Origin of the sequence: Kitasatospora purpeofusca (assembly GCF_000718025.1) — a bacterium.
GTDB classification, from domain to species: domain Bacteria; phylum Actinomycetota; class Actinomycetes; order Streptomycetales; family Streptomycetaceae; genus Kitasatospora; species Kitasatospora purpeofusca.
Genome location: NZ_JODS01000007.1, coordinates 232,029 through 254,072 on the forward strand (window position 1 = coordinate 232,029; position 22,044 = coordinate 254,072).

At 69.9% G+C, this 22,044-nt stretch carries 11 protein-coding genes; 3 read left to right on the forward strand and 8 right to left on the reverse strand.

What is annotated here, in order from left to right:
• Positions 1-5: 5 nt before the first annotated feature.
• Both IF01_RS0113725 and IF01_RS0113730 read right to left on the reverse strand, forming a co-directional pair.
• On the reverse strand, positions 6-7,946 hold the full coding sequence (locus IF01_RS0113725; protein ID WP_051755307.1) for a cytochrome P450: 7,941 nt from the start codon (positions 7,944-7,946) through the stop codon (positions 6-8).
• Complete coding sequence (locus IF01_RS0113730) at positions 7,943-9,430, reverse strand: acyltransferase domain-containing protein (protein ID WP_030393649.1); 1,488 nt, start codon at positions 9,428-9,430, stop codon at positions 7,943-7,945. The genes IF01_RS0113725 and IF01_RS0113730 overlap by 4 nt, the downstream gene beginning before the upstream one ends.
• An 850-nt stretch (positions 9,431-10,280) precedes the next feature.
• On the opposite strand from IF01_RS0113730, the gene IF01_RS0113735 reads away from it, so the two are divergent.
• Both IF01_RS0113735 and IF01_RS0113740 read left to right on the forward strand, forming a co-directional pair.
• Positions 10,281-11,429, forward strand: a complete 1,149-nt coding sequence (locus IF01_RS0113735; RefSeq protein ID WP_244215500.1) for a damage-control phosphatase ARMT1 family protein — start codon at positions 10,281-10,283, stop codon at positions 11,427-11,429.
• A 1,909-nt stretch (positions 11,430-13,338) separates the two neighbouring features.
• Entirely contained in the window at positions 13,339-16,644 is a 3,306-nt protein-coding gene (locus IF01_RS0113740) for a type ISP restriction/modification enzyme (RefSeq protein ID WP_037779742.1), read from the forward strand.
• A gap of 7 nt (positions 16,645-16,651) precedes the next feature.
• Here the strand turns inward: IF01_RS0113740 and IF01_RS0113745 are convergent, their stop codons facing one another.
• The 6 genes from IF01_RS0113745 to IF01_RS0113770 form a co-directional block, all read right to left on the reverse strand.
• Complete coding sequence (locus tag IF01_RS0113745) at positions 16,652-16,993, reverse strand: hypothetical protein (RefSeq protein ID WP_157855222.1); 342 nt, start codon at positions 16,991-16,993, stop codon at positions 16,652-16,654.
• 186 nt (positions 16,994-17,179) lie between these two features.
• The gene (locus IF01_RS0113750; RefSeq protein WP_030393653.1) at positions 17,180-18,316 is read right to left on the reverse strand and encodes a hypothetical protein; all 1,137 of its coding nucleotides are present in this window, start codon (positions 18,314-18,316) and stop codon (positions 17,180-17,182) included.
• Positions 18,317-18,325: 9 nt separating this feature from the next.
• The gene (locus IF01_RS0113755; RefSeq protein ID WP_030393654.1) at positions 18,326-19,000 is read right to left on the reverse strand and encodes a histidine phosphatase family protein; all 675 of its coding nucleotides are present in this window, start codon (positions 18,998-19,000) and stop codon (positions 18,326-18,328) included.
• A gap of 10 nt (positions 19,001-19,010) precedes the next feature.
• Positions 19,011-20,006, reverse strand: a complete 996-nt coding sequence (locus tag IF01_RS0113760; RefSeq protein WP_030393655.1) for a nucleotidyltransferase domain-containing protein — start codon at positions 20,004-20,006, stop codon at positions 19,011-19,013.
• Positions 20,007-20,040: 34 nt separating this feature from the next.
• Positions 20,041-20,943 carry a phosphotransferase gene (locus IF01_RS0113765; protein ID WP_030393656.1) on the reverse strand — a complete coding sequence of 301 codons (903 nt, stop codon included), beginning with the start codon at positions 20,941-20,943 and terminating at the stop codon, positions 20,041-20,043.
• Entirely contained in the window at positions 20,940-21,650 is a 711-nt protein-coding gene (locus IF01_RS0113770) for an ATP-binding protein (RefSeq protein ID WP_030393657.1), read from the reverse strand. Before IF01_RS0113770 ends, IF01_RS0113765 begins: the two co-directional genes overlap by 4 nt.
• A 17-nt stretch (positions 21,651-21,667) precedes the next feature.
• On the opposite strand from IF01_RS0113770, the gene IF01_RS48230 reads away from it, so the two are divergent.
• The gene (locus tag IF01_RS48230; protein WP_157855223.1) at positions 21,668-21,814 is read left to right on the forward strand and encodes a hypothetical protein; all 147 of its coding nucleotides are present in this window, start codon (positions 21,668-21,670) and stop codon (positions 21,812-21,814) included.
• The last annotated feature ends 230 nt before the right edge of the window (positions 21,815-22,044 follow it).

Genomic DNA, 22,044 nt, shown 5'->3' on the forward strand with positions numbered 1-22,044 from the left:
GCGTGTCATCGCTTCCTGGGCTCCACGACGAGGCGGATGCCGTCCACCGGGCGGAAGGACACCAGCGTGCCCAGCGTCAGCGGGTGGTCGGGGACCAGCCGCAGCCGGAAGCGCTGGGCCACCATGGCCAGCGTCAGGTGCGTCTGCACCAGCGCCATCTGGTTGCCGATGCACTTGCGCTGGCCCCCGCCGAACGGGAAGTAGGCGTACCGGGGCTGCTGGGCGCGGTTCTGCTCGGTGAAGCGCTCCGGGTCGAAGCGCTCCGGGTCCACCCAGTAGTCCGGGTGCCGGTGGGTGACGTACGGGACCATGAAGACGCTGCCGCCGGCCGGGACGTGCCAGCCGTTGACGTCGTCCTCCGCGACGGCGTCGCGCGGGTACACCCAGATCGGCGGGTGCAGCCGCAGCGTCTCGTCGGTGACCATCTTCGCGTACGGGAGCTTCGGCAGGTCCTCGATGGTGGGCGTGCGCCCGCCGAGCACCTGCTCGACCTCCTCGTGCAGCCGCTCCTGCGCCTCCGGGTCCTTGGCCAGCTCGTAGAGCGCCCAGGCCAGGCCGGTGCCGGTGGTCTCGTGGCCGGCCATGAAGACCGTCATGATCTCGTCCCGGACCTGCTGCCGGGTCCACTCGCCGCCGCTCTCGTCCCGGGCCTGGAGCAGCAGGCTGACCAGGTCGGTCAGCCCCTCGTGCCGGCCGTCCCGGTGCGCCTCGACGATGCCGTCCACCACGTCGTACATCACCTTGCGCGCCTGGCGGATGCGCCGGTTGTACGGGATCGGGACGAACTCGGGGGTCAGCTGGTTGAGGGTGCCGCGGAAGACCATGGCCTCGATGGAGGTGACCATCGCCGGCCCCACCCGGTCGCTGAGCGGGTGCAGGTCGGTGTCGAACATGACCTTGCCGAGGGCCCCCAGGGTGAGGTCCATCATCTCCGGCACCACGTCGAGGCCGGCCTTGTCGGACCCCGCCTGCTCCCAGCGGTCGAGCACCAGGGCGGTGGAGTCGGTCATGGTGGTCGCCATGTTGTCGATGGCGGTCTTGTGGAACAGCGGGTTCACCACCCGGCGGTGCTGCTTCCACTCCTCCCCGTCGAGGGTGAGCAGGCCCATCCCCATGAAGATCTTGAAAGCGTCGTAGCCCTTGCCACGGATGTAGTTCTGGTTGTTGTCCTGGAGGACGTACTTGATGTTGTCCGGGTGGTAGTTCAGGTGGACGGTGAAGTAGCCCAGCGGCAGCCGGACCATGTCCCCGTAGGCCCGGCTCAGTTCGGTGAACAGGGCGGGCGCGTTGCGCTGGAACTTGCGCAGGTTGCCGGGGACGGTCTTCAGTCCGCGCGGCCCCGGGGCGGGGCGGGCGAGCCGCGCGACGGCGGGCGCGGGGCGGCGCGCCGGGCGGCGCTCGGGCGCGGCGACGACCGTGGCCACCGCCGTACCCGGCTCCGGGGCCGGCTCCCCGCCGTTCTCCTTGCTCGCGGTCACGTCGGTGCCCGCCTTCCTGCTCGTGGCGTACTGGGGGTCCGTGGCCGCCGGCGTCGGCCCACCAGCCGCGCCGGCCTCAGCTTTTCCCATCGCCGTCACCACCTCACTGGCCTCGGCGGGGGCCACCACGGGATCGCTCGGCTCGGGATCCGCCACCCCGGGATCAACCGCCTCGGGCTCGACCGCCTCGGGCTCCGCCGCACCGGTGCCGGATCCGACCGCCCGGGCGACGGCGGCCTCGGCCACCTCCTCGGGAGTCACGAACTTCCCGGTGCTCCGGTCGAGATAGCCCATCAGCGTCCAGTCCAGGTCCTTCATCTGGATCAGGATCCGCCCGTCCGGACGGACGGCGACGAACCGGTTGCCGCTGCCCGCGTTCCGCCCGTCGGCCTCCGCCCCGGGCAGCACCGCGTACAGGTCGACCCGCCCGTACCTGGCCGCGACATGGCTGTCGCCGCCGTGCTCGTAGACGTCGATCCGGCCGATCCCCAGCGGGGCCGCGAGCGGGATCAGGTCACCGTCGACCAGGGCCAGCACCCCGGTCCTGGCCAGCCCGTCGAGCAGCACCACCGGGATCCCGAAGCTCCCGAAGACCCGGTGGTCCAGGGGAAGTTCGAGGTTGTAGGTGGCGCGCTTGCCGTCCGGGTGCAGCCGGGTGTCGGTGGTCGACACGAACAGGTCGGTCAGCAGCACCGGGGAGCCCGGGCTGTGGTACGGGTCCGGCACCGGCGTCTCCGCGGCGGGGTGCCAGGCCTTCCAGTGCGGCGCGTCCGGCAGGTCGCCCGCCAGCAGCACCCGCACCTCGAAGTGCAGCCGGTCCTTGACCAGCACGGTGCCGTTGGGCGCCACCACGTCGTGGGTGATCCGCACCGCCACCACGGCCTGGCCGAGGTCGGCCCGGCGCTCCACCAGCTCGGCCCGGATCCGCTTGCGCAGCCCGGCCCGGTCCGACTCGCGGACCTTGAGGAAGTGGTGGAAGCGCAGGTCCTCGAAGGCGTACACCTTGAGGTCCGGCACCAGCCACGAGGCCGCCTCGAAGGCGATCTCGGTGACGAACGTCCCCGGCAGGGTGGGCGCGTCGCCGACCTTGTGGTGGCGCAGGTAGTCGTCCCGCTCCAGGTCGAAGACCCGCTCGAAGGTGACCGAGTCCGTGCCGCGCTCGACCACCTCGCCGAGGTAGAACGGCAGCGTCTCCGGCTCCACCGGTCCCGCCGCGGCCGGCCGCTCCGGGCGCACCGGCTCCTGCGGCACCGCCGAGTCCGAACCGCCGCGCGGCGCACCCGGGTTGAGGAAGCCGGGCAGCAGCCGGTCGACCGCCCGCCGCTCCGCGTCACCGAGGTGCACGGTGTACGGCGAGGGCTTGGCCAGGTTGAGCTCGCGGACGAAGTGGTGCACGCCCTCCGCGGTGCTCATCGCGGAGTAGAGCCCGCTCTTCTCGAAGTACGCCTTGGTCAACTCGTTGGCGCCCAGGCCGACCTCGCCCCACAGGGTCCAGCCCACGGTGAACTCGTGGATGCCCTGCACCTGCTGGTGGTAGGTCGCCGCGGCCCCGAGGAAGTCGTTGCCCGAGGCGTAGTCGGCCTCGCCGACCTGGCCGGTCATGCCCAGCAGCGAACCGAAGTTGCACCAGGCGCGCGGCAGCCGGCCGCGCAGGGCGTGCTTGAGGTTGAAGTAGCCCAGCACCTTCAGGTCGCGGACCTGCCGGAACTCCGCCAGGCTCTTGGTCGCGATCGGCGCCGAACGGTTCAGCCCGGCCGCGTTGACCAGCAGGTCGATCCGCCCGGCCTCGGCGTGGATCCGGTCCATCGCGGCCGTCACCTGGTCGCGGTCGGTCACGTCGCAGGGCACGTAGTGCACCGCGCCCGCGCCGCTGTGCTCGGCGATCCGGCGCAGGTTGGCCCGGATCACCCGGGCCTGGCCGATCCGCTCGTACGCGCGGTTGAGCTGCGCGGGGTTGCGGCCGGTCCGCAGCGCCAGCTGCTTGCGGATGTAGTCCGCGCGGCCCTTGGCGAAGGCCTCGTCGTCCAGCTCCAGGTACTCGGCCGGGTGGGAGTCCACCGGGTTGCTGCCGAGCACGTACACCCGGGGCCTGAAGTGCCGGGCGACCTCGGCCAGCAGCTCGGCGGTGATGCCCCGCCCGCCGCCGACCGCGACCACGACGCTGTCCGGACCGAGCGTCGCCTCCCCCGGCGGCAGCAGCTCGCCGGGCTCCTCGGCGAGGGTGACGGTCAGCCGCCGCCCGCCGTCGTGGAAGGCCGAGGGGACGCCGCGCCGGAACGCCGACTCCCGCTCCGCCTGCGCGACCCCGGTGGCGGCCTCCCGCGTCCCGGTGATCAGCGCGTAGGTCAGGCAGTGCGGCGCGTACTCCAGGTGGATCACCTTGAACAGGCCCGTGAACATGCCCGTGAACGGGTGCGGGGTCCGGTCGGTCATCGCCCCGAGGAACAGCCCGACGCAGCTCGCGCCGCCGGCCTCGGCGGCCAGCGCCTCGTGCCGCTGCTGCACCGTCAGGAAGACCAGCTCGTGCAGGGCGCTCAGCGCCTCCGCCTCCGCCGGACCGGCCGTGTCCGCGCCGGACAGGTCGGTGACCACCCGGATGTGCCGGATCAGCCGCCGCGGGTCCGCCTCGTCCAGCAGCCCCGCCAGCGCCTCGGCGTCCGGCACGTGCCGGACCCCGGGACCGCCGGGCACGGTGGACAGCACCAGGGTGCCGGCCGGCGCCCCGGCCGCCGTCACCGTCTCCGGCCGGTCGGTCAGGACGACGGTGGGCTCCGCGGGCCAGAACGGCAGCTCGGCGCGGACCGGCTCGCCCGGCGTCTCGGTCAGCCCGGGCACGTGCCGGCTCACCACCAGCGGGTGCCGGTCGTCGTACAGCCGCTCGTCGTAGAACGCGGACGGCACGTGGAGGTCGGCCTCCGGCGCCGGCACGGCCGCCGACAGCGGGGCCGAGACCCGGACGCTGAGGTCGGGCGCGCCGTTCTCGCCGCGGCAGACCACCAGCGCGTCGCGCCGGACCGGCTCCTCGGCCAGCACCTGCAGGATGCCGATCGCACCCTCGGCGCCCAGGTAGCAGACCTCCCGGCCGGGGCGGACGGCGCCGCACTCGACGGTCGGCACCGACCCCTCGGCCGACCCCGCGAGCGACGCCGCGGCCTGCGCTCCGGCCGGCTCCCCGGCCGACTCCGCCTCGGCGAGCGGGGTGTCCAGGTAGCCGAGCACCTCCAGCCCGGCCGCGGCGGCGGTCTCCTCCGTCACCAGGGCGAACAGGAAGGCACCCTCGGCCAGCACGCTGCCCCCGTCGAGGGCCTCGTCCAGCAGCTGGCGCACCTCGTCGGTGCTGTTGCCGTTGATGCCGCCGACCAGCGCCATCGTCAGCTCGCCCTGCCGCAGGTAGCGGATGGCGACGTCGATCGCGCTCAGGGTCGAGGTGAACCCCGTGTCGACCGTCATGTTGAGGCCCTTGAGGTCGAAATAGTTGGCGACCCGGGCCGGGATCACGTTCGGCATCATGCCGGGGAAGGAGTCCTCGTTGGACGGCGGCACCAGCCGCCGCACCTCGGTCCTGAGCAGCTCCAGCGCCTCCGGCAGCCACGGCGCCGAGGCCAGCGAGGCATCGGCCTTCAGCGCGATGGTCAGGTCGTCCAGGTAGCAGCGCAGCGCGTAGAGCGTCGCGTTGCGGGTCGCCCCGAGGTGGCCGAGCACCACGCCGGTGGTCTCGCTGTTGTCCTCCCAGAACGCGCCCAGGCTGTCGCGCAGCCGGTGCGCGCACTTGAGGATCATCAGCTGGCAGCGGTCGATGCCCCGCATCATGCCGGGGGGCATCCGCACCTGCTTGAACGACGGCAGCGGGTAGGTGTCGCCGAAGGACACGTCCTCCGGACCGGTCCGGCCCAGCCAGGTGGCCAGCTCGTCGGCGGTCTCGGTGCCCGGCACGTGCGCCGTCCTGGCCACGATCGCGATCCGCTGCGGCTTCGCCTGCTCGGCCCGCGCCGGCAGCGGGAGCCCGGACGGCGCCTTCGGCGCCGCGGGCGGCTCCTGCACGACCAGGTGGGCGTTGGTGCCGCCGAAGCCGAAGCCGGAGACGGCGGCCGTACGGCGGCGGGCGCCGCGCGGCCAGGGCACCGCCTCGGTCGGCACGACCAGGTTGGAGCCGCCGATCGCGAAGTCCGCCGGGGTCTCGGTGAACCGGTGCTGCGGCGGGATCACATCGTGCCGGAAGCCCAGCACGACCTCGATCAGCGAGGCCACGCCGGCGGCCCAACCGGTGTGCCCGATCACCGACTTGTTGGAGGTGACGACCACCGGGGCGCGGCCCGGCTCGTGACCGCCCAGCGTCTCGCGCAGGGTGGTGAACTCCGCCAGGTCGCCCGCCGGGGTGCCGGTGGCGTGGGCGACGATCCAGTCCGGACGCACGTCGTCCATGCCCGGCCGGTCCAGCGCGCGGCGGATCGCCAGCTTCTGGCCGGCCGCGCTCGGCGCGTAGATCGCCTTGCCCTTGCCGTCCGAGGACGAGCCGAAGGCCCGCAGGGTGGCCAGCACCCGGTCGCCGTCCCGGCGCGCCCGGCTGAGCCGCTTGAGCACGACGGTCGCGGCGCCGTCCGAGAACAGCACCCCGTCGCTGTCCTTGTCGAGCGAACGGACCTCGCCGCTCACCGACAGGCCGTTGAGCTTGGCGAACAGGATCGACCCGCGCGGGCCCACGGCGAACGAGCCGCTGCAGACCGCGATGTCGTGCCGGCCCTCCAGCAGGCCCTTGAGGCCCAGGTCCACCGCGTAGAGCGAGGAGGAGCAGGCGGTGTCCACGAGCAGCAGCTCCGCGGAGTCCGGCAGCACGTCGCGCATCGCGTTGAGCCCGACCCGGTGCGGGAAGAAGTGCAGCGGCTCGGGGCCGCTGCGCGGGTAGTGCCCGGCCAGCCGCCGCTCGACGGTGGCCAGCGCGGCGGCGCGGTCCGCCCCGGACAGGCCGAGACCGTCCAGGATGGGCGCGATCCGGCCGAGCACACCGGCCCGGACGGTCGCCTCCTCCAGGTGCTGGCTGCCGTCGGCGGTGTAGCCGACCAGGAAGGAGCAGCGGTCCTCCGGGGTGTGCCGGACGCCCTCCATCGCCTGGAGCAGCGAGTGGCGCAGCCAGAGCGTGGTGGACTCCACCGCGTTCGGGTCGGTCCCCGCCTCGGCCAGCTCGCGGGCCAGCTGCGGGTGCGGCACGAAGTCGGTGATGAAGGCCGAGCGCTTGGAGTAGGTCTTGTCCTCGTCGCGCTTGTCGGAGGAGTGGAACTTGTCGTTGTCCCACCGGTCGGCGGGGATCTCGACGAAGCGGTCGGCGCCGTTCATGAGCTCGTGCCAGTACTCGTCGAGGTCGTTGGCGCCGGGCACCACGATGCCCATGCCGACGATGGCGATCTCGTCGTCCTCGTCGAACGCCTCCTCCTCGACCTCCGCCTGCGCGGCCACTGCGGCCACCGGGGCCGGGGCCACCGGGGCGGGCGTGGTGGGCACGGCCTGCACGACCGGTGCCTGACGCGGGGTCACCGCGGCCTGCACGGCGGCGGTGACGGGCGCGGCGACGGGGGCGGCCACGGGGGCGCCCGGCGCGTTCGCCGTGACCCCCACCGCCTTGTCCCGCTCCTCCGCAGACTCCCCGACCGGGACGGTCGGCGGCACCGGCTCCACCAGCGCGCGCGGCGGCGAGAGCAGCGCCTGCCCGGTGGACAGTCCGCCGTCCGCCAGGATCACCTGGCCGGTGATCCAGCTCGACCGCGGCGAGGCCAGGAAGGCCACCACCTCGGCCAGCTCCTCCGGGTGGCCGAGCCGCCCCATCGGAGTGGCCTCGATCGTCGCCCGCTGCATCCGCTCGGCGTCCGGGAAGAGGTCCACGACCTCGCTGTAGAGCATGCCGGCGGCGGCCGTGTTGACCCTGATCCCGTCCCGGGCGTAGTCGACGGCCAGGTAGCGGGTCATCGCCTCCACGGCGGCCTTGGCCGGCCCGCAGGCCAGGTAGTTGGCCATGACGAACTGGCCGCCGCCCAGCGTGGAGAGGTTGACGATGCTGCCCCCGCCCCGCCGCGCCATCAGCGCGGCGGCGCGCTGGGCGCACGCGAGGCCGCCCTTGAGGTTGGTGTTGAGGGCCCGGTCGATCAGCTGGTCGGTGACCTCGCCGCCCGGCACCAGGGCACCGTTGGCGGCGTTGTTGACCAGGATGTCGAGGCCGCCGAAGCGCTCCTCGATCTCGTCGAACATCCGGTCCACCTGGCCCCGGACGGCGACCGAAGCCCGGATGACGTGCGCCTGGCCGCCGGCCCGCTCGATCTCCTCGGCGGTCTCCCGGGCGGGCCCGGGCGAGTGCAGGTGGTTGATGACGACGAGCGCGCCGTCGGCGGCGAGACGCTTGGCGATGACCTTGCCGACGTTCCGCGCCCCTCCGGTGACCAGGGCGATCTTTCCCCGCAGTTCCTGGGACACCTCGCTCACACCGATCCGCCCGAGGCGATGATCAGGTCAGCGATCTTGCCCAGGGTGTTGTAGGCGGCCGGACGCACGTCGGACGGCCGGGGCGGCAGCTCGTAGCGGTTGCCGACGCGCACCAGCAGCTCCGTCTGCTTCACCGAGTCGACACCGAGCTCGGCCTCCAGGTCGGTGGCCTCCTCGAAGACCTCGGCCGGGTACTCCAGCGCCTCGGCGTAGATGTCGGCGAGCTGGCGGACCAGGGTGTCCCGGTCCACGACCGCGACACTCCCGTTCGCGCTGCCGTTGAGGCTCCCGTTCGCGCTGCCGTTCGCGCTCCCGTTGAGGCTCGCGCCGACGCTCGGCTCCTCCTCCTTCGCGCCCAGGTAGGTCAGGTAGGCCTCGCGGGCGAACGCCCGGACCTCGACACCCCGACCGTTCCAGAACGCCTCGAAGTCCTCGGCCGGCACGTCGGACAGCAGCGCCGCCCGCAGCTGGTCCGCCGAGGAGCCGCCCGCACCCGCGGCGACCGCACCCACGGAGGCCAGCCGGTCGAGCGCCTGCCGCAGCACGGCGGCGCCCCCCGCCTCCGGCAGCAGGGTCGGCACGGTGGTGACCGGCGACTCCACGATGCGGCCGGTGATCCGGCTCAGCGCGTCCAGAGCGCCGCTCTCGACGAACACCGACACCCCGGTGCCCGCCAGCTCGCGCACGGTGTCGCCGAAGCGCACCCGGGCGGTGAAGTGCCCGGCCAGCAGCTCGGTCAGCCGGTCCCCGTCCTCGTAGGCCCGGCCGATGATCGGCGAGTGCACGGTGGTCTCCAGCGGACGCTGGCGGATGTCCGCGATCCGCGCGGCGAACTTCTCCGCCGCCGGGCCGAGCAACGGGCTGTGGAAGGCGTACGGCGACTTGAGCCGGGCGAAGTCGATCTTCAGCACGGCGGCCAGCCGGCCGATCGTGTCCAGCGTCTCGGCCCGGCCGGACAGCACGGTCTGGCCCGCGTGGTTCTCCACCGCGATTCCGGTCAGCGGGTCACCGACCAGGTCGACGAGGCGCTGCGCCCGGTCGGCGTCGGTGCCGATGGCGGCCATGTAGGCGTCGCCCAGACCGGCCTCGCGCAGCGCGATGCTCCGGTGGCAGACGATCTCGGCGCCCTCGGCGGGCGTGAACGCGCCCGCCGCGACCAGCGCGGCGATCTCGCCGAGGCTGTGGCCGATCAGAACGTTCGGGCGCAGACCGCGGGCCCGCAGCACCGCGTAGGTGGCGGTGGACACCGCGTAGATGGCCAGCTGCAGCGCCTCCGGGGCCTCCCGGAGCAGCTGCTCGGTGTCCGGCGTCCGCGTCGCGAACAGCTGGTCCACCGCACGGTCGCCGAGCAGCGGACGGGCGGCGTCACCGATCTCGGCGAGGACCGGTCCGACCTCGGGGAACTCGTCCCGCAGGTCGGCGAGGGCACGGCCGTAGAACGCACCCTGCCCCGGAAAGAGGACGGCAATCGAAGTTTCAGGCATGACGCACACTTCCCCCATAATCATTTGCGTGATCAGCTGCACCGGCGGATCGCGCCGCATTTCCTTGACCGATGAGACCGTATTCATGCCCCAACACTCGAGAGAGGCGATTCCGGTTAATCTTCGGTTAACTCGCGAGCGCGATCGCAGCCGAATTCGATGCCTGCGGACACGGCATTGGCGACGCCATTGTCCGGAAATGCATCAGGAGGTCCGGCTCGGCGGCGCACCCCGACGGCGCGCGAAACAGCCGAGCAACTGGCCTGCAACAGAACGCCGTTGGAGTCCGTCGACCCCGCACGACGTCAGGCGGTCGTCACCGCCCCAGCTGCTGCCCACCAGTCGAACAAGTGGAATGGCAGACTTCGCTTCCGCAATTGTCAGCCACTGCCACATTCACGTTCATCTTCCCCCGTACCGCTGCGTGCCGAAGCACACCGGCTCATACTCGTTTCACCCTAGGAATCTGTCTGACGACAAGTCAAGCACTTTCTTTCGCGACCGGTCGGTAACATTCCTGACCTGCACCGAAGCCCCGTGCCGACTTCGTCACAACGCCAATTTCGCCAGGCCATGTCAAGTTGTGCGCCACGAAAAAGCGCGAAACAGAAACGCTTCTGCCGGTACTTCCGGAAGCGGTTCCCGAAGCCCCCCGACAACCTCCCCGACCCCCCGCCCAATCGACGCACACCCCGCCCACCCCCATGCGCCCCCACGCCGGTTCGTGCGCCCACCTCCCACGCCCCCACCCCCGCCGGTCGGCCCGGCCCGCCTCCCACTCTCGGCTTTACTGACAGAACGTCAATATCGGTTCCGCCGAACGCCCCCGACGACAGGAACGAGCATTCCCGTGCCGACCGCCCCCGTGATCCGCAGCGACACCCCCGGCTCCTTCGCCCGGAGCGTGTTCCACGAGCGCCACCCGAAGCTCGTCCAACAGGTCCTCGACGCGCTCCCCTACGGCCCCGCCCAGCGGGCGGCGGTCGAGCGCCTCCTTGTGGAAAGCACCACCGGCGTCCTGGAGCCGCTGGGCGAGGACGCTCCGGACTCGGCACAGTGGCTGGAGTGGGGCGAGGATCTGTGGGGCAGGCCCTGGGGCAAGGCACCGTTCCTGTGGGCGGAGAGCTACTTCTACCGCCGGCTGCTCGACGCCGTCGGCTACTTCCGGCCCGGCGCGTGGCAGGGCGTCGACCCGTTCGCACCGTTCAAGAACGCCGAGCTCGCCGGACCGGCGGTGGACGACGAGCTCGCCGCGCTGAACGACCTCGACGGCCTGCCCGAGGCACGCCGGGCGCAGGCATTGCTGCTGTCCGCCCTCTGGGGCAACCGCGCGGACCTCAGCTTCCAGCTCACCGCGGAAGCCGACGGCCAGACCGCGTCCGACCTCCTCGCCGACGACAGCACCACACTCTGGACGCAACTGGAACGTGCGAGGGGCGGGCGAATCTGCGTCGTCGCGGACAACGCCGGCCGGGAACTGCTGCCGGACCTCGTCCTGATCGACCACCTCCTGACCCGCGGCCTCGCGGCGCAGGTCGTCCTCCACGTGAAGCCGCAGCCGTACTACGTGTCGGACGCGACGACCACCGACGTCCTCGCCTCGGTCGAGCGCCTGCGCACCGCGGAAGTCGGCGGCCGGCTATGGCGAGCGATGACCGACGGCGCCCTCGTGGTCCACACCCACCCCTTCTTCTGCGCCCCGCTGCCGTTCCACGACATGCCCGCCGACCTCCGGACCGAATTCACCGGCGCAGCAATGACGATCCTCAAGGGCGACCTCAACTACCGCCGCCTGGTCGGCGACCGCCTCCACCCGCCGACAACCCCCTTCGCCGACGTGACGGATCACTTCCCGACCCCCGTCGCCGCCCTACGAACCCTGAAGTCCGACGTGATCGTCGGCCTCGACACCAAATCCGTCGCCCGGCTCGACCACAGCGAACCCGCATGGCGCACGAACGGCCACCACGCCGTCATCCAGGTCGCCACACCCCAATAACGACGCCTGCCCACGCCCCGAGAATAGGCAAAAGCCCCAGGTCACGGCGAGTGAGTCCTGGGGCTTCTACAGAGCCGCCTGCGGGATTCGAACCCGCGACCTACGCATCACGAGCCCGGGAGTGATCATGATGGCTACTGCCAGCACCGGCCACTTGGTGATGAACCCGCAGGTCAGGACGTTGCGCCGTGATCCACGATCCTGCCCGAACCGGCACATGCTGCCCCGTCCGCTCACGCATCGCTCACGCAGATCCAGGCCCTCCGCTCAGTCTGAGCGTCACATCTGGGGGCCAGGCCCACTCCCTCAGACAGCATCGGTTACGTCGTCCCCAGTCGATTGCATGCCCTTCTGCGGGACGATCCGCCCAGTCCCGGCGCCAAGGCGCTCTGTCCCATCCGACGTCCACGCCGATGACGGTGGCCGCACCCGTCCGCCGTGGCGACCGAGGGGATCAAGCCCAGCACGTCGGCCATGCCACCGGTCGACTTCGACGGTGCCGGCGCCTGGCCGCCACACCGGCGCGGGTGCCGACGGCCAGTCTGGTGCCTCGGGGCGTGCGGCCTGGAACGCAGCTTCACCCATGCCGTGGTTCACGCCACCGCAGACGCAGTCGCACTGCGTGTCCGGTGAAGCCGCTGCGCAACTCGGCGAGCCGCACCAGGGTGGGCCATTGCTGCCCGGATGGTGTCGGCACAGTCTGGGCGAACACGGGGTCCGCAGGTACCAGTCGAGACATCCAACTGCGCCCGTCAGCTCGCGATCCAGGACCGCCAGCATGATGGGTACGACGTCCTCCAGCATGGTGACGGCACTCCAGTAAGCCACTGGTGGCCCACTGCTGATGATGGATTCTCGGTAACCGGAGGCGAAGGTCCGCGCCACCGCGTGGTCGCTGATCGCGCAGAGGTCCACACTTAGCCCCAAGGGGCGGAAGTCGCCGATCACCCACGAGTCGTCGGACATGTGAGCCCACCGACTGCCCGTAGTGCTGCACTCGAATGCACCACCGCGGATCTCATCCCACTCGCGGACCATACCGATGAGGACGGCCTTCGTTTCACGGCCGTCTGCGAGCCGCCGTTGGTTGGCAGGTGCCTTGGCGAGAACAGCACTGAGCGCATCCTCGGTTCGCTGGGCGCTCGTCCGCCCGGAACCCGCTTTGCCGCGTGATGACCTCAACCAGCACCTCTCGTGGAGCGAGTGAAACGCCGGACAAGCTCGATCATGCTCACTGGCCGAAGCCCGCAAACTGCGCTCCGGCTTGACGCCAGGCGGCCGTGCGACGCGCCTTAACGCCGAACTACGAACGCCGGAACCAGCAAAGAGGTCGAGCAGGCGATCGGCGCCGCGACGGTGTCACTGATCGCCTGGCTCTGGTCGCGTCGGCGCCAGTGACGACAGCAAATCGTTAGCGCCGTCGTCGAGCGCGTTTGGTCCCCCTCGCCGCCGACGAGGACCAGTGCATCTCTTGTATCTCCGACAGGGGATGGGGGCCGCTTCCCGCTCCGTCCGACGGACCGGCTTCCAACCGGGCGGTCCTCCGGCGGGACTTTGGCCTCCCCCAGCCCGCCAGGAACCCGTCGGCGCCGCGCAGGCGACCACGCCGTCAAGATCACGGCGCCGGATCCAGCGTTGGGGCCAGCTTGCTCTCGAATGAGCGAGACAGTCGTGATGATCTCTGGTTCGACTTCGGCGATGCCCCTGGCTGCGCGGACTGGTACCGGGCGGATAGGGCATCGCTTCGACACTGTCGCACCAGTCGCCTTCGCGACGTAGACCCTATCGGACGAGCAGTCACCGATCTTGAGCGATACTCGATGAGCCTGACTGTTCAAGAAACTGGCACACCTTCATGTCTGCTCTGGCATACTCCTCGCGTCATGATCGATAGCGCGGGGGTGCGGAAGTGACGCAGAGTCAGGAGCTTGGCTGGCTCGCGGATGCCATCTCGGCCTTCGGTGCGTCATGCAAGGTCATGGTGAACGGACCGGGCGACCCCGAGGCGTCAATTCGTCCGCCTCTGCAGAGCCTCCTGGAGGCTGTGGGAAGCCACGACGCCATGGACGGCGTGCTGTGGCACTCCGAAGCGTCACTGCGTGATGTGGGCGTGCGCCCTGACTACGCAGTCGAGGTGCACGGCCAAATCGTCGGCTATGTCGAGGTTAAGCGACCTGGTCAGCCGGTTGATCCAGAGAAGTTCACCGGACGGAACAAGAAGCAGTGGGAACGGCTACGCGACTTGCCGAACGTGCTCTACACCAACGGCACTGAGTGGCGTCTATTCCGTACCGGCGAGCTGATCGGTTCTCCAGTCCTCTTCGACGGCGATCTGGGACGCGCAGGAAGCTCGTTGTCCACCCGCGAGCCCGCCGCGTTCCATGCCCTTCTACGGACCTTCCTCCACTGGGTTCCTGAGCCGATCCGCCACGTATCCACACTGGTCCGGCGCGCCGCGCCGCTGTGCCGCCTGCTGCGTGCGGCGGTCCTGGAGCAATTGGAGTGGGAGGGACAGCACGCAGCTGAGGGCGCGCGCCCTGGGGAACTGCGGTTCACTGGGCTGAAGAACGACTGGCGAAGGCTGCTCTTCCCGACAGCTGACGACTCGACCTTCGCCGACGGGTACGCCCAGACGGTGACCTTCGCGCTGCTGTTGGCACGCACAGAAGACATCTCCTTGAAGGGCATGGGGCTGCACGAGATCGGCCGCCGCCTGGATACCGGACATGCCTTGATGGGCAAGGCTCTTCAGCTCCTGACCGACAACATTACGGTGAGCTTCGAGGTCAGCCTCGATCTGCTCATCCAGGTGATCGACGCGGTCGACTGGGCGGCGATCCGCAAGGGCCGGCGGGATGCGTACCTACATCTGTACGAGTCGTTCCTGGAGGTGTACGACGAGAAGCTGCGGCAGAAGAGCGGCTCGTACTACACCCCGCGCGAAGTGGTCGAGGAGATGGTGCGCCTCACTGAGGACGTGCTGCGTACCCGCTTGGGCCGCACGGCCGGATACGCGGACGACAGCGTGCGCATCGTCGATCCAGCGATGGGGACGGGCACGTACCTTCACGCGATCATCGAGCACGTCGCCGCTTGGGCTGCGGAGAACGTTGGCCCTGGGGCGACGCCGGATGCGATAGGCAGTCTGGCGAAGCGCCTGATCGGCTTCGAGCTGCAGATGGGCCCATTCGCCGTTGCCGAGCTACGGGCTTCGGATCTGCTCAAGCGGCATCAAGCGGTCGCACCGCCTGACGGCATGAAGCTGTTCGTCACCGACACATTGGACAACCCCTATCTGGCCGAAGAAACCCTCGCCTCGACGTACGGCGTGATCTCGGAGTCGCGTAGGCGGGCGAACGAGGTGAAGGCCAGTACACCGGTCACCGTAGCGATCGGCAACCCGCCCTACGACGACAAGGCCAAGGGCCGCGGCGGCTGGGTCGAGAAGGGAAGCCCAGCACAGGGTGTCACCCCCATCGAGGCGTTCAAGTGGCCCGGAAACGGCCGCTATGAGCACGTGCTCAAGAACCTGTACATCTACTTCTGGCGCTGGGCAACCTGGAAGGTATTCGACGCCCATCCACAGGACCAGCAGGGGGTCGTCTGCTTCATCACCCCCTCGGGCTTCACCACGGGGCCTGGCGGGCGCGGCATGCGCAACTACCTGCGGCGCACCTGCGACGAAGGGTGGGTCATCGACCTGTCCCCGGAAGGTCACCGCCCGGATGTGGCCAGCCGGATCTTCCCCGGTGTCGCCCAGCCGCTGGCCATCTGCATTTTCGTGCGTAGCAAGGACACTGATCCCGAGCGACCCGCCCGCATCCACTACCGAGCCGTACACGGCAAGCGAGTTGCCAAGTACCGCCAGCTCAAAGAGATCCAACTGGACGACGACAGCTGGCAGGACACGCACTCCGCCGCCGTCCGTCCCTTCCGCCCGATCACCGAGACGGCGTGGGAGGATTACCCCGCCCTCGATGATCTTTTCCCATGGGGAAGCCTCGGCATTACGGCCAACCGCTCGTGGGTCAACGGCCCCAGCGAGCAGCTGCTTCAGCGCCGTTGGGCGCGTCTGATCCACGAGAGCGATCCGGTCAAGCAGGCGAAGCTGTTCAAGGAGACACGAGATCGTTCGCTGCACGACAGCCGACTCCCGCTGCCTGGACAACCTGAGCACACCCAGGGGCTTGCGGACGAAACAGAGCTGGTGCCGAACCTGATCCGCATCGCCATGCGCAGCTTCGACCGGCAATGGCTAATCTCCGACAGCCGTGTCATCGACTTTGCCCGACCCACGTTGTGGGAAGCCCTACAGTCGGGACAGCTCTTCCTGAACCAGCAGTCCTCCCACGAGATCGAGACTGGGCCAGCGGTCGTCGCCACCGCCCTGCTCCCCGACACCCACCACTTCAACGGCCGCGGCGGCAAGATCATGCCGATCCTCCATCCGGATGGCACGCCCAACGTGCATCCGCGCCTGCTTGCCCACCTGGCAACTGAACTCGGCCTCGACCGCATCACGGTGCACGACCTGGCCGCATACGCGACGGCTGTCGCAGGGCACGGCGGATTCACCGGGCGGTTCACAGAGGAACTGCTCACTCCCGGCGTACGGCTGCCACTCACTCGCGATCCCGTGTTGTGGCGCGAGGCGGTGAAGCTGGGCGAGTGCTTGTTGTGGGCCTCGACGTACGGGGAACGGTACGTCGATCCAGAAGACGGTCGGCCAGCAGGAGATGTCCTCTTCGCGCAAGGCGATCCGCGCCGGCTCCGCTACGACCAGCACATCGGCACGGAAGTGCCCAGCGAAATCCACTACGCCGAGATGAACCAGACCCTGTACCTGGGGGCCGGATACGTCAGCCCGGTGCCCGCAGAGGTATGGAACTACGACGTCGGCGGCATGCAGATCGTCAAGAAGTGGTTCGGCTACCGCAAGGCGAGCCCCAACAGCCGCAAGACGAGCCCCCTGGACGACCTGCACGTCGACTCCTGGCCGGCCGACTGGTCACGCGAGCTCATGGAACTGCTGTCCGTACTGCGTCGGCTTACTGACCTCGCTCCCGCACAGCAGGATCTGCTTGACCGCATCCTCGCCGCTCCCACGGTCACGGCGGCGGACCTCGAGAAGGCCGGTATCCTGCCGATACCCGTCAAGGCCCGCAAACCTCGTCGGCGAGTCGAGCTTCTCCCGGACCTCGACGAGGAACCGTAGCGCCAGCTCAGCGCTCCTTCGCCCAGCGCTCCACGTACGCTGCCGCCTCCGTTCTGTTCCACGCACCCTCTGCGAGCTGACGGAGCGCGTGCATTTCCGGAGCGAGTGAGGGGGTAAGTCGCTGCAACTCGTCGGCGAATGCGCTCACCTCAGCCAGGCGTTCCTCAACCGCGGCGTACTCGGCTTCGAAGTACGCCGCCTTGCCGCGTGCCGTGATGACGAGACCCTCACCTGTGACCTCCAGCAGGCCCATCCAGCTGAGAGTCTGCACGTCGCTTGTGTTGCTCTCCTCGTCGAGCCCCCGGACCGCAGCCGCTATCGGATCGGGGGACGGAATCTCAGCGATCACGAGGTGATGCAGAAGCCGAAACTGTGAAAGGGAGAGAACTGAGTGCACGGTTGCATGTCTAGCAGTACCGGGGACCGTCCTACCGCAGACGCGCTACGCGTGGTGGTCCCCTCCTGGCAGGCCGTCGAGGAGTGATGATCCCAGACGGCATTCAATCCGAGAGTAGTCGGCGCGCTGGAACCAATATCAGGTCTTCACAACAGCGCATGGCACTGCCATACGGGCGGCCATCACAGCGGCCAGCGCATGCTTGTTCGTGATCCATTCGGTGTCACCGGCGGAGACGGAGTGGCGTATAGCCTTGAAGACGGCTGCGTTGACCTCGGCAGGCTGAGCAAAGTGTGTGCGCATGTAGTGCTTGAAGAGCCCGGGCAGCTGGTCCGGCCGAGTCGTGGTCTTGGCCTTCACAGAGAACAACGGGAGGAACCACTGCTCGAAGCCGTCCGTGATCGTCTGGGTGGCTCGGTACGCCTCGTACAGCGGCTGAAGGCTGGCCGTGTGGTCGTAGGGGAGGTGGCCATGGAGGGCGTACTGAAGGCGGGTGCCGCCGTGTTCGCGGAAGTGCTGGCCATGGGCGGCTATGTGGTTGGCCGCGTTCTCGGTGATGGTCATGACGGCCGTGTCCGCTTCGTGCCGGCGGGCTGCGGCGAGGACGGTGGCGTGGATGCCGACGCGCGGGTCGAGGACGAGGCCGTTGAGGCCGAGGGGCGAGAGGTCGATGCCGTGGTCACGGGTTCGGGAGAGGATCAGGCGCCCGGCGACGTTGCCGGCGGTGCGCTGTAGGTGCTTGGGCTGCTGGCGGTGGCTGGCGTGGATGTCCGAGCGGTCGAGGACGGGGCGGTCCTTCGCGAGTTCGGCGACGAGGTGGAGGCCGGTGCGCTCCCGGGTTTCGGTGCTGCCGCAGGCATTGCAGGGGTGGTTGCCGGTGCCGGTCATGTGGCCGCAGGCCCGGCAGGTGGGGACGGTCTCGCGGCTGATGGTGAGGGTGCCAGCGCGGAGGTTGTTCTCGATCACCTCCAGCGCGAGGCTGGCGACCTCGGCGTCTGTGTCGGTCATGACGCCGCCCACCGGGAACTGTCCAGCGGGGTACTTGTCGGCTATCAGGTCTGCCTCGAACCGCTGGCGGGGGATCTTCGGGCCGTCGGCCTCGCGGTGGCGGAGGTCTCCGGCGAGGGTGACGGTGTTCCACAGGTGGGGTGCGGGCGGTAAGCCGAGGATGGCATTGAGGGCGGCGGCGAGGCGGATTCCGACGGCCTTGCCGGGGTGAGTGGCGAACGTGAAGGGTCCGTTCTGGACGGGCCCGTTGAGGAACAGGTGGCGCACGGGCTCCTCCTAGATCGACGGGGTGGTGGTTCCCGTCCGGGTGAACCGGCCGTCGTGCAGCTCGTAGTGGAGGATCGCGGCGTTTGGCATCTTGCCCTTCCGCTCCTCGGCGAGGATCTCGGGCAGGGTGCGGAGCTCGAGCAGGGAGCGGAGGGCCACCGCCGCGGTCTGGTGGGTGAAGGCCAGGACCGTGCGGGCCTCCTGGAGTTCGGCCTGGGCGAGGGCGGCGAACTCGGCGGCCCGGTTGAGCACACCCTCGGCGAGCGACTCACCGCCGCCCGGCGCGGTCCAGACGTGCTTGCGCAGGCGGCGGTCCTCGGCGAGTGCGGGGTAGCTCTCGTACAGCTCGCGCTTGGTCATGTAGGTGGCGTCGCCGTAGTGCTGCTCGTCCAGGAGCGCGGTCTGCTGGGGCCAACCATCGGGGAGGGTCGGCAGGGCGATCGCGGCGGTGTCGATCGCCCTGCGGTAGGTCGAGGTGTAGACGTGCAGGTCGGAGCTCGCGAGCTGCGGGAGGACCTCGGCCAGCCACTGGGCCTGCCGGAAGCCGCGCGGGGTCAGGCCGACGACGGTGCGGGAGATGGCGTGCGCGGCGGCTCCGCTGTAGGGGCGGGGGTCCTGGTAGAAGCCGTTGTACTTGTCGGCGTTCTCGACGGACTCGGCGTGCCGGATGACGAGCAGGGGCAAGGCGGGGCTCCTATCCGGCGAGGTTGGCGACGTAGGAGCCGCTGACGGTCCAGGGGGTGAGTTCGATGCCGAAGCCGCTGTGTTCGCCGTCCTGGGTGTGGACGAGCTTGCCGGACAGGTGCACGGTGTCGCCGGACCTGAAGGCGCCGGTGTAGGCGCCGAGGTAGGAGCGCATGTGGGTGATCCGGCGGGCGAAGGAGTCGGCCTCGTCGATGGTCGAGCTGAGGATCGTCTTGACCTTGATCCCGTAGACGGCCGGGGTGGTGAGGCCCTCGGCGTGGTCGGTGATCTTGGCGAGGAGGGAGACCTCGCCGATCTCCTTGGAGGTGATCCGGGCGAAGGTCCTGTCGCGGTCGGAGCGGAGGGGTTCGCAGTTGATGTGCGCGCCGGCATTCGCGGTGAGCCCTTGGAGCTTGCGGCGTTCCTGCTTTATGAGGGCGTCGAAGGAGCTGCCTTCCATGTACTTGGCCCGGCGGATGTACAGCCGGGTGAGGTCGTCCCCGTCGTACGGCCGGATCAGGTCGGTCTGCTGGAAGAGCTCCTGTGCGGCCTGGTAGCCCTCCGGTCCGTAGCAGACGAGGTCGATGTCGGAGCGTTCGTTGTAGCAGCCGACGAGGAAGGAGCCGGTGACGCCGATCAGGCCCCGGGCGTCGTTCGCGGTGATCCACCCGGCGATCGCCAGCAGGTCCTTGCCGGCCGGGTTGTCGGCGACCGTGCCGGGGTCCTCGTGGATGGCGGCGAGGGCCCGGCGGCAGGAGTAGTGGACGGCCACGTCCTCGCGCGGAATGCCGGTGATGACGCAGCCGAGGGTGTCGGAGTAGACGTAGCACTCCGGTCTGTCGGCGAGGATGCCGAAGGACTTCGACACGACGCTGTTCTGCCGGTAGGTCCGGCCGAACAGCCGCCGGTCGCCCTTCTCGTCGGGGTGGTACTTGACGTAGCCGAGGTAGTGGCTGCCGGGGTGGCTGTCGCCGATGACCTTGAAGACGACTCCGTGGTGGTCCATCAGGTAGTCGCGGTCGCGGACGGTGGGGACAGGCCTACCGGTGTTCAGCGGTGAACCGTTCCAGGGTGGGGAAGGTGCCGGTGTCGATCGTGTGGGACGACTCATACTGATCGAGTCCCGTCGTGAAGAGGGTGCGCCGGTACTGCCACTTGAGGTGCTTGTCGTGCCGCGTGGGGTCGGTGGGCCGCATGAGGGCGAGGAAGAAGAAGCACTTGACGAGCAGGAAGTCGCCCAGGTGCTCGCTCACCCGCTGCCCGATCAGGGATGCGGTGGTCCCGTCGAGCGCCGCGGTGTAGGCGGCGCGCTGTTCCGGGGTGATCGTGTAGCCCTTGCCGCCGCCCTTGAAGGCCACGACGTCGAGCGCGGGGTAGACGTCGTAACCGAGCGGGACCGGCCCGTGGTGCTGCCAGTCGATGACGCCGGCCGGCAAGACGTTGGGCAGGCCGTAGTCGAGATGTCCCGGCACCATCGGGAGCCGGGCCAGCCGGTCGAGGGCGTGCTGGACCGCCTCGTGGACGCGCGGAACGTCGAAGTCCGGGTTCTCCTCGAAGACCTCGGCTGCGAAGGCCGCCTTCTCGAACCACGGCGTGGCGGGGAGAGGGTGCCTCGCCTGGGCCTGCAGGAGCCTCGATGCGACGGCAGCCGCCGTACTGATCACCCGGCCGCCGACCTGACCGTCCCGCCCGGCATCGGCCAGCGCCTCCTCGTGCAGCGAGGTGTCGCCGATGGCGCGCTCGATGACGAAACAGCGGCCGTCCTCCGAGCCGCTGTCGACGATCTCCGGCACCGGGTAGCCGAGGCCGGCGACCAGCTGCTGGAACTCGGCCTCCGCCCGCAGGGCCTCGCCACCGGTCCGCTTGTAGAGCAGGCCGTCCGCCGACCTCCACACCGCGCCCTGCGTGGCGGTCCGGTCCTTCACGAACTCCCAGTCACTCATCCATCCATCCTTCCGTAGAGCAGAGTTCGGGTGGAGCACGGCTGCTCCGCGCGAGTCGGACGGGGTGGGGCTGGCCGCTCCCGGGGAAAAGAGCGACCGGCCCCCGTCACCGCCCGGCCGGTGCGCCTGGACCAGCACGGGCGGAGTCGGTAGGCGCGCGGCGAGCGGTGCTGCGAGAACCATCTGTACGCGTGGGCGCGTGGCCAGGTGGGCGCGTGGGGACGGGGCCTGGGACGGTCGGTGCGGACGAGGCTCGCGATGAGTGCCGCCCGGCGGGCCGAGCGAGGGTGCTCGGGTACCGCGACAGCGGGCACCGCCAGTTCGGCCCAAACCTTCTTGCCATGGGTCGTCGGTTCCGCGCCCCCGGTCTCCGACAGGCCCTCGATCAGCAGCATGCCTCGACCGGTGGTCAGTTCGTCGTTGCCGAAGTTCGCGGCGCCGGTGGGCATCCGGCGCGACGGGTCGTACACCTCGATCACCACCCGGTCCCCGTCCGGTGACAGGTAAATGCCGGCGAGCAGTCTCCCCGGCGCGTGGATGACCGCGTTCGCGAGCAGCTCGTCGGCGACCAGAGCGATGTCGCCAAGCGAAGTCGGGTCGATCCCCCACGAGCGGGCGACTCGGACGACGGCTTCTCGGGCTGGTGGGACGTGGTCACGCCTGGTGCCGATGAACGAAATACGCCGAGCGTGGGTGAAGGCGGTCACCGGTCACCGTCGCAGGCTTGGACAGCATCGACGACACTGTTGCACGGCCAGGGGCCGCGGCCGTCGCTGCACCGGCCGTCCTCGAACTGGTGGCGGTCGAGGACCGCTCGGGCGTGGGTGCTGGCGGTGGCGAGGCGCTCGCGACGCTCAGCGGCGCGATCTGAGGGGCTCGCGGTTGTGTTCGACGCCCGGTCGTCTTCCGAAGCGAGAGGAACGGCCACCGCGTCCGCGTCCCGCTGATGCGTGGTGGCGCCTCTCTGGGCGTCCGAGCGGAGGGTCATCGGCGCTTCTCCTTAGACCGTGTCCTATGTGGTGAAGGCTCGTTGATCGAGGCATGGGGCGGGGTACGTGGAGTTGGATCGTTCCGGACGGGTTGTGGGAGTTGGCGAAGCCG